This window comes from Mycobacterium syngnathidarum (assembly GCF_001942625.1).
GTDB lineage: Bacteria > Actinomycetota > Actinomycetes > Mycobacteriales > Mycobacteriaceae > Mycobacterium > Mycobacterium syngnathidarum.
Map to the genome: position 1 here is coordinate 1 of NZ_MLCL01000058.1, position 1,716 is coordinate 1,716.

Below are 1,716 nucleotides of genomic sequence, written 5' to 3' on the forward strand. Positions count from 1 at the left end.
TGCAGGTTTCCTCGGCTTAGTGCCCCGTTTGGGGCACTAAGCGGGTAGGTTCTGGCGGTGGCATACGTGCGGAAGGTGCGCACCGCCTCGGGCGCTGTCGCGGTGCAGGTGGTGCGTAAACATCGAGGTCAGCGGACGATTCTGGCGCATGTCGGTTCCGCGCATACCGATGCCGAGCTGGGCCTCCTGCTCGAGGCGGGCCGCCGGATCGCCGCCGCCGATCAAGGTGCCCTCGACATCGAGGTGACTGCCCGTACCCAGCGCGTCGATGACGTCGCCGACTGGCGGGCCGGCACGCTGAACCTGCCCGCCGCTGGTGCTCCCAAAGGCGCCGCGGTGCCGTCGGGACGCACCACGGCGACGTGTTCGCGACTGCTCTACGACACCCTCGCCGCGGTGTATGACTGGCTGGGTTTCAATGCCGTCGATGATCCGGTGTTCCGGGATCTGGTGATCGCCCGACTGGTCGAACCGACGAGCAAGGCCGATGCCGCCCGGGTCTTGACCGATCTGGGCGCAGACACCGTGTCCTACAAGACAATCCAACGACACCTGGCCAAGGTCAACACCGGCAACTACCGGGATGTGATCGCCGGCAAGTGCTTCACCCACGCCGCCGATCGAGGCGGGCTGAGCCTGCTGTTGTACGACGTCACCACCTTGTATTTCGAAGCCGAGAACGAAGACGACCTGCGCAAGGTCGGCTACTCCAAGGAACGTCGCATCGATCCGCAGATCGTCGTCGGTCTACTCGTGGATCGGACCGGGTTCCCGTTGGAGGTCGGCTGTTTCGAGGGCAACACCGCCGAAACCACCACCCTGGTGCCGGTCATCAACGCCTTCCAATCCCGCCACGAGCTCGGTGACGCCCCGATGGTCATCGCCGCTGATGCCGGCATGCTGTCAGCGACCAACCTGACCGCACTCGACGACGCCGGGCTCGGGTTCATCGTCGGCTCACGGAGTGTGAAAGCCCCGATCGATCTGGCGTCCCATTTCCATTGGAACGGTGACGTTTTCACCGACGGGCAGATCATCGACACCGTCACACCCCGGCACGCGAAATCCGTCGTCAATGATCCCGCGCACCGGCGTGAGCCGGCCTGGAATCCCGACGAGCACCCCAACGCCTGGCGTGCGGTCTGGGCGTACTCGGCCAAACGCGCACGCCGCGACCAGAAAACCCTCTACGCCCAGGAGACCCGCGCCCGCGCCGTCATCAACGGGGAGCGTGCCGCCAAGTCCACCCGCTTCGTCACCACCCACGCCGGCAACCGCGTCCTCGACGAGGCCAGCCTGGCCCGCGCCCAATCACTGGTCGGCTTGAAGGGCTACGTCACCAACATCCCCGCCACCATGATGCCCGCGGCCGAGATCATCGCGAAGTACCACGACCTCTGGCACGTCGAACGCTCATTTCGCATGTCCAAGAGCGACCTTCGTGCCCGGCCCATGTTCCACCGCACCCGCGACGCCATCGAAGCCCACCTGACCATCGTGTTCACCGCCCTGGCCGTCGCACACAACGTCCAGGACCGCAGCGGCCTGGCCATCGCCAAAGTCATCAAATCCCTGCGGCCGCTACGCTCGGCGACCATCGCCATCAACGGCGCCACCCAGACCTTCCCACCGCAAATCCTGGCAGCCCAACAAGAAATCCTGACCACCCTCGGCATCCCAAAACCGGGGCACTAAGCCAAATGTCCTAACTCAGGT

General features: G+C 65.2%; 1 protein-coding gene. It reads left to right on the forward strand.

What is annotated here, in order from left to right; genetic code table 11:
- The first annotated feature begins 57 nt into the window (after positions 1 to 57).
- Positions 58 to 1,695 carry an IS1634 family transposase gene (locus BKG60_RS14905; protein WP_055110997.1) on the forward strand — a complete coding sequence of 546 codons (1,638 nt, stop codon included), beginning with the start codon at positions 58 to 60 and terminating at the stop codon, positions 1,693 to 1,695.
- Positions 1,696 to 1,716: the final 21 nt, after the last annotated feature.